This is a genomic window from Kamptonema animale CS-326, from assembly GCF_028330895.1.
In the GTDB taxonomy this organism is placed as follows: Bacteria; Cyanobacteriota; Cyanobacteriia; order Cyanobacteriales; family Microcoleaceae; genus Kamptonema; species Kamptonema formosum.
In genome coordinates, this window is sequence record NZ_JAQMUA010000286.1 from 1 (window position 1) to 6,836 (window position 6,836).

At 45.6% G+C, this 6,836-nt stretch carries 5 protein-coding genes; 3 read left to right on the forward strand and 2 right to left on the reverse strand.

Annotation, left to right across the window (positions count from 1 at the left end; genetic code table 11):
• Positions 1 to 14 precede the first annotated feature (14 nt).
• Positions 15 to 2,378 (reverse strand): ShlB/FhaC/HecB family hemolysin secretion/activation protein, encoded by a 2,364-nt coding sequence (locus PN499_RS16875; protein WP_334311697.1) that lies wholly within the window; start codon positions 2,376 to 2,378, stop codon positions 15 to 17.
• Between the two features lie 350 nt (positions 2,379 to 2,728).
• Positions 2,729 to 3,583, reverse strand: a complete 855-nt coding sequence (locus PN499_RS16880) for a DUF928 domain-containing protein (RefSeq protein ID WP_272033261.1) — start codon at positions 3,581 to 3,583, stop codon at positions 2,729 to 2,731.
• Positions 3,584 to 3,866: 283 nt separating this feature from the next.
• Between PN499_RS16880 and PN499_RS16885 the strand changes: the two genes are divergently transcribed.
• The 3 genes from PN499_RS16885 (at position 3,867) to blaOXA (ending at position 6,799) form a co-directional block, all read left to right on the forward strand.
• On the forward strand, positions 3,867 to 5,558 hold the full coding sequence (locus tag PN499_RS16885) for a transglutaminase-like domain-containing protein (protein WP_272033262.1): 1,692 nt from the start codon (positions 3,867 to 3,869) through the stop codon (positions 5,556 to 5,558).
• 72 nt (positions 5,559 to 5,630) lie between these two features.
• Positions 5,631 to 5,768: a hypothetical protein gene (locus tag PN499_RS16890; RefSeq protein WP_272033263.1), complete on the forward strand. Its 138-nt coding sequence runs from the start codon at positions 5,631 to 5,633 to the stop codon at positions 5,766 to 5,768.
• Positions 5,769 to 5,926: 158 nt separating this feature from the next.
• Positions 5,927 to 6,799 (forward strand): class D beta-lactamase, encoded by an 873-nt coding sequence (gene blaOXA / locus PN499_RS16895; protein WP_272033264.1) that lies wholly within the window; start codon positions 5,927 to 5,929, stop codon positions 6,797 to 6,799.
• The last annotated feature ends 37 nt before the right edge of the window (positions 6,800 to 6,836 follow it).

Below are 6,836 nucleotides of genomic sequence, written 5' to 3' on the forward strand. Positions count from 1 at the left end.
CCCCTAGCCCCTTCTTAAGGGCTGTAGATGACGCTGAAGTAAAAACCTGAGTCTTGGGCATTGTTGCCCTTATCTTGAATGTTAATTATCGGCAGAGCGTAGTCTATACGTACATTAACTTTAGGTATGGGTTCCCAAAGGATGCCCAAACCGATGCCAGCTAAAAAGGCGCGATCGCCCCCGAAAATATTTGTATTAGGAAAAGCTATTTCATTGGGATTATTCTGGGAATTCCAGACCATACCCATATCGATAAACGGAGCTAACTGAAGAATTGGGACTTTAGAGGAAGGATCTCGCTCGATAGTAATTCTGTCTTCAACTGAGAATCGGAAACCATTATCGCCCGATCGCACATTTTGCCGATAGCCGCGTAAAGATTGCCCGCCCCCAATCACAAACTGCTGGGATGGTAACAGGCTATTGGCTGAGAGTTGCAAATCTGCCTGTAAAATCAGCAGATGATTTTCATTCAGCCTTTGTACCCGTTGCACCTGACCTAGCCAACTAAAAAATAGCCCATCAGGAACCGGAGATTCATTGACAGTAGCATCGAATAAACCAGTACCAATGCTGAATTGCGATCGCAGAGCCCAAGCGCCGCGAGGATCGCGACGAATGTAGTCCTGTCCAATCTTAATCACGCTCGTAGTAGTAACGCCTGTATCGCTACCTTCCTCCCCTGGGCCCAAACCAAACGGAAAGGGATCGCCGGCGAGATAAGTGCGACCCCTCTGATAAGTAAAACCGAGAGATACAGCAAACTCCTGTATCGGCGATCGCAATAACGGCTGGCGATAACTGATTTCATACAGTTGAGATTTCCCGGAAATATCGAACTGATCGAAAGGTGCTTGGACAATACTATTGCGGTTTGGTGCCACCCTCAATTGCACCGTACCGTTCATTGCATTAACTGGAATGCGGTAACTAAAGTCAAAAACATCAGAGTCGCCAATAGCTCGGTAATAAGCTGCCGCTAGTTCGTCACCCCTACCAGTAATATTACGGTGGCGCACATTCACGCCCAACCGCTCTGAACCGACACTAGGTGGCGAATAATTATCAATACTGAAGTTAGCTTGAAAAGGGTTAGCTTCGATGACGCGGACGATCAGGATACTTTCGCCCTCTTTTTCACCGGCTCGCAGGCTGGCTTCTACATTGTCAAACAAAGGATCGACACGCAGCAGCCGGAGTTGGTCTTCTAGCTTGGCGGTACTTAGGGGTCGTCCGGCCCCTAACCGAATGCGGCTGCGGACGTAGGATGGATTTAAGCGTTTGGTTCCTTCGACTTCAATTTTGGCCAGCTTTCCTTCGATTACCTGAATTTGGACGTTACCATTGGTGATGGTTTGAGGTGGGACAACGGCTCTGGAGGTGATGTAGCCGCGATCGAGGTAAATAGTGGTAATTTTATCTGCGGCTTCCCTAAGCTGTTCTAGGGTAACGGAACGCCCTTCTAGGGGCTTAACGATCGCCTCAATGTCTTCGCGACTCAAGATTGTGCTGCCAACGACCTCGATTTTCTGCACTGGAATGGGTACATTCGGCAATTCTGGCTGTGGTGAGGGGGTGGGTTGGGGTTCTACTTGCGGTGGTGCTTGGGGCGGTTCTGGGGTTGGTTGCGGGGGCGGTTGGAGGAAGCGATCGCGATTGGGATCGGGATTTAGATCGGCAGGATTGAGATCGGAAGGTAGATTTTGTGGAGTTTGGGGTGTCTGGGCGAGAAGGTTACAAGTTGGTAGTTGGCAAGTTGCAGGTGCGGTGGAGGGGGAAGAGAAGTTATGAGTTGTCAGTTGTGAGTTGTCAGTTAAAAATTCTGTATCCGGTTGAGGAGATAGGGTGGATATCAACTCATGGGAGTGGGAAATCTTACTGGTGCGATCGCCAGGAGTAGGAACAGATGTATTCAATTCATTGGAAATCTGCTGTAGGTAGCCCCAAGAAGTTCTGAAGCTTGGTTTTTTCTGGGGTTCAGATTCAGAATCTAGATTGCTTTGGGGAGGATCTAGTTTTAGGGAAGGATCGCGGAGAGATAAGGAAGTCAAACTGGATAATTTAGATTCCGAGTTAGTCTGCTTTGCCTCTAAATCCTTAAATACTCTGACTAATTTTTCAGCTTCGGCGCTGCTTTCCTTTGCTTCTGGCTTGCTAAAGTCTGTTGTTGCTCCGTCCTTTTCTGCCTTTTGACCTTGCTCGACAACAGTATCCCCTGCCCCATTTCCCGTATTTACTTGGTTTGAGGTGAGGGTAGGCTTGAGTGAAATGTCCAGAGTTTGGGAGAGAGCGTCGTTGCCCCAAAAGCAAGCGATCAGGACTGCACTGGGAATTGAGACTCCACACCGAAACATGACAAGACTTGCACTCCAGGGCATAAAATATTTACTCTTTAATTAATTTGTTGGCTGCTTTACTATGAGAGTTTATCTTATTAGAATTCAGGAGTTAGAAGCAGGAGCCAGCAGTCAAGAGTCAGAATCAAGAATAATTCAGCAGCTAGAATTTAGAATTCAGAATAATTTATGCTGACGGATGTATTCTGAATTCGTAGTTTTGACAGATGTATTCTGAATTCTATTGGTAATTAAGGGCAGGATCTCACCCGCTGAAAACTGCAATTAGCCGCTCGTTAGACTAAGGCAGAAGCCCAGCAAAATTCTCCCGTCACTCCCTCTCGCTTGCTGTTCCCTCATTCCCTTTTCTGCCTGCCCCCTGTGTCCCTGGATTAATTTGTGGGAATCAATTGAATCTGCACCAATGGTTGTTGGGCTATTTTTTCTAGCTCAACTGCGCTCAAAAGTTCAGTCCACTTGACTGTTAGTGCTGAATCAGCGGGCTGAGAACGACGCAGATCCGCTAAGGTAGTAATATATTCGTACCATAAGGATTCTTTGGCGTAAATGTTAAGGCGATCGCGTTCCGATCCAACCCCATCTAACTGAGATTTCAGGCCTGTCGTCATTTCAACGCGGTTGATCCAGCCGGAAACTACAATATCTGCCTCGCTATCATTAGGGTTGCACTTAATAGTAAAGTACCAATGGTAGTTTTTGCCAACCTCTAGGGAAGCTGCGTTAGCAGTAGGAAGAGTAACGCTAACAATGCCAGGGGCCTTAGCGATCATCCTGAAGCTAGTTTTGTAAACGGTCTTGTCAGCTTCATCAGCCAACTCAAACTCAACTGTTTTGTCGAGGGTGGCGGGCACGTAGTAAAAGAATGTTGGATTCGCTGATATGGTTCGCCCCATCGTTGATTTGGGAATCAAGGCAGTGGTGCTAGTGGGGCATTCTGGCCCGCGAGTGCCACCACCTTCCCGACGACCAGGGACTCCCCGATCTGGCGGTTCAAAGGCGTTCCAACTCGCATCTGGCCGCTGAGTGTTCGCGGAGTTTCCATTGGGGATAGTGGGTTCGACGGTTTGCCAGTTGTCTGGTATCTGTTGGGTAGATGCGCGATCGCCTGTTTCTGCCAACGTATTTGCTGCCATTGCTTCTCTTGGGAAGCTAGAGGTAGCAACTATGTCTAGAGACAGAGCTAAAGAAAGAAATGCGATGTGTAGAGGAGCCTTTGTCCAAGCCATGATGAACCAGCCTTCAGGTGAACCTAGCAACTTTGTTAGACGGCTTCATTGTATCTAATGTTCCGCCGGATCTAGTAACCTCTTGTACTTAATTTATATCTTTTGGTAGATAGGATTGATTTTATTGCTCAAAGCCAGTATCAGATTCACCCTCTCGCCGTTGAATGCTAGCCTAACTCTCAAGGAGGCCGACAACTAGGCGTGCGCTGGCACGGTGCAGTGATGCTTGTTGATTTTCACAGGCCATCGGTTTGATTTTCACACTACCCACACTCAATTTATCATGCACCCAAATTCACCCGCTCTCTCAGATCAAGGGCTTTCACGGCTGCGGACGGTCAGACCGATAGGAGTCTTGGCAATACATGGTATCGCGTTTTTAGGGGATGAACTCTTTGGTCTTGATAAACCAGGGGGACTGCTGGTTTCGATTGACCCTGAAACTGATAGTACGACTGTGTTAAATCCCTGTCACGTGGATAAGTTTGTGGATGCTACTGGTTTGGCTATTTGGGAAGATAGCCTCTGGTTTGTCCGGGATGACAGCGTGTACTTCTGTTCAGGGGCAATTCGTGACGGTTCTATTGCTGAAATCGAACCTCAGCATTTTGTTTCGCTTCCTTACTCTGCCGATGGGGTTGCAGTTTGGAATTCTACTGTTTATGTAACTTGTCAAAAAGCAGGTTGCATTTTTGTTTTTAATCGGACTAATCGCAAAGAGATTACTCGGTTTTTCTCGCCCGGTATTGGGGTTGAGAATATTACGGTGCGGGGTGAGGAACTTTGGGTTTGCGATGCGACTGAGCAAACGGTCTACTGTTTAGAACGGGGGACTGGAGAAGTTCGCTTTAATGTGTTAACGCCATTTGAGTCGCCTACAGGTTTAGCTTTTCACACAGATGTTGCCACTGGGAAAGAAGTTCTTTATGTTGCTTATGCTGGGGAGGAACTTTACATCCGGGACGATCCAAATTCGGAAGATCCTTATCAGTTGACGAAGCGCGATCGTACTTTTATTCATCCTTTGCATTTTCATTACAATGAACGCGATCGGTATGCTTTATCTAATGGTTTTCTGATGGAGATGTCTTATGTGGAGGAACTTGCTCCTCTGGATGAGGTACACATAGATAATCTGGAATGGCGGATTGCGATGCCGTCAGATACTCATCGCCAAAAGGTGCGGCAAATTTCACCTATCGGTATGCCTTTTACTGAAGAAATTCAGGATGGGGAACGAGTAGCGGTGTTTAAGTTTGACCCGCTACGGGCACATGAACGGCGAATTTTTGGCTGGAAAGCTCTACTGGAAGTTAGGAGTATTAAATATGAAATTACTCCCCGCGATGTGGAAAAAGCTCCCGCATTAACGCCTGAATTTCAAGCTAAATATTTGGTAGATGATGACAGTTTAGCTATGGATTCGGAGATTGTGCGTGCTGCTGCTAAGGAGGCAATTGGAACAGAAACAAATATACTCCGAAAATTGCTGAGCATTCGTAATTATGTTTATGATTGCCTTTCTTACAGTATCAGGCCGCACATTGATACACCTGATGTTGTACTCCGGCGGGGCACTGGTTCCTGCGGGGAGTATGTGGGCGTGTTGTTAGCTTTGGCTAGGTTAAATGGGATTGCTTGTCGCACTATTGGCCGCTATAAATGTCCGGCTTTTGCTGACAGGAAGGGTGTGCCTTTATCGCCAGATTTTAATCATGTTTGGCTGGAGTTTTATATCCCCGGTTTTGGCTGGGTACCGATGGAGTCTAATCCTGATGATATTCAAGAGCGTGGCCCTTATCCTTTACGATTTTTTATGGGGCTTGCTTGGTATCATGTGGAAATCGGTAAAGGGATTCGCTTTCAAAGTCTCAAGAGTGAGGGACTTCCTTTGAATAAGGAAGAAGTTTCGGTGGGAACCTTGGCGATTAATCACGTTAGGTTTACAATTTTGTCAGAGTTACCAGCTAATTGAAGTGTTAACGGTTAACGGTTAACTGTTAACTGTTAACTGTTAACGATTGAATGTAAAATTTAAGGAGGAATAATGGAGTTCTCGGCTGTTAATTTGCTGGTTTGGGTGGCTTTTGCACTGTTGGTTGTTGTTACTGGCGGTGTTCTTTATCTGACGGCGCTTGAGTGGCGCGATCGCAGAGTGCAAGAGAACATTAAGCGCAAACGCTAGCTAGGGGCTAGGGGCTAGGGGAAGAAGAGAAGAAGGGGCTATATTTTTTGACAAATCAAATGTATTGCGATCCTTGATTTGTTTGTGGTAGGCAATCTATGTACAGATTGCCTTTTTTATACTGATTCAAATTTTGCATTCCGATCTCACAAAAACTGATGAACCGAATATTTCGCTTTCTAATTATTGTTTTCGTTACCTTGAGCGCCACTCTCTCTATTCTATTTCAGGCAATGCCATCAGCATCAATATCAATGCCAAAATTAGCGATTGAACTTCCAAATCCCGTAGAAGTTGCTCAGAATATTGATTTTGGACGGCACTTTCAAGAACTAGGAGTTGAAGGTTCAATTCTGATCTATGACTCCAAGAACGATCTGGTATTTCAACACAATCCCGAACGGAACGCAAGAGCATTTTTACCTGCGTCAACCTTTAAAATTCTCAACTCCTTGATTGCTTTAGAAACTGGGGTAATTCCAAATGAAATATCGGTACTAACTTGGGATGGAATTCAAAGAGATATTCCTGAATGGAACCGAGACTTGAATATGAAAGAAGCATTCAAAGTGTCTGCGGTTTGGTTTTACCAAGTTCTAGCTCGTCGAGTTGGGTATGAGCAAATGCAAAAATGGGTGACGAATGTAGGGTATGGCAACCAAAAGATTGGGAATAAAGATGATATTGATAAATTCTGGTTGCAAGGAGAACTGAGAATCACACCTCAAGAGCAAATTCAGTTTCTCCGTCGTCTTTACAATAATGAATTACCTTTCTCCCAGCGCACAGTCTCTATTGTCAAAGATATTATGATTATGGAAAAAACTCCAGACTATACAATCAGAAGTAAAACTGGTTGGGCTGGTTTTGGAGACAAAGTAACACCGCAAATCGGATGGATAGTTGGTTACTTGGAGAAAGGAGACAATGTTTACTTTTTTGCAACTAACATTGATATTCGTAACAACAAAGATTCATCTGCTCGCATGGAGGTAACTCGTCGTTGTTTCAAAGATATGGGAGTGTTTTAGATCTCCGTAACGCCGCCTTCTAGGCGGTGCTTTGACC

Bases quoted from the DNA above. Each gene is read 5' to 3' on its own strand.
- PN499_RS16875 (WP_334311697.1), bottom strand. From the start codon at position 2,378: ATGCCCTGGAGTGCAAGTCTTGTCATGTTTCGGTGTGGAGTCTCAATT.
- blaOXA (WP_272033264.1), top strand. From the start codon at position 5,927: ATGAACCGAATATTTCGCTTTCTAATTATTGTTTTCGTTACCTTGAGC.
- PN499_RS16880 (WP_272033261.1), bottom strand. From the start codon at position 3,583: ATGGCTTGGACAAAGGCTCCTCTACACATCGCATTTCTTTCTTTAGCT.
- PN499_RS16890 (WP_272033263.1), top strand. From the start codon at position 5,631: ATGGAGTTCTCGGCTGTTAATTTGCTGGTTTGGGTGGCTTTTGCACTG.
- PN499_RS16885 (WP_272033262.1), top strand. From the start codon at position 3,867: ATGCACCCAAATTCACCCGCTCTCTCAGATCAAGGGCTTTCACGGCTG.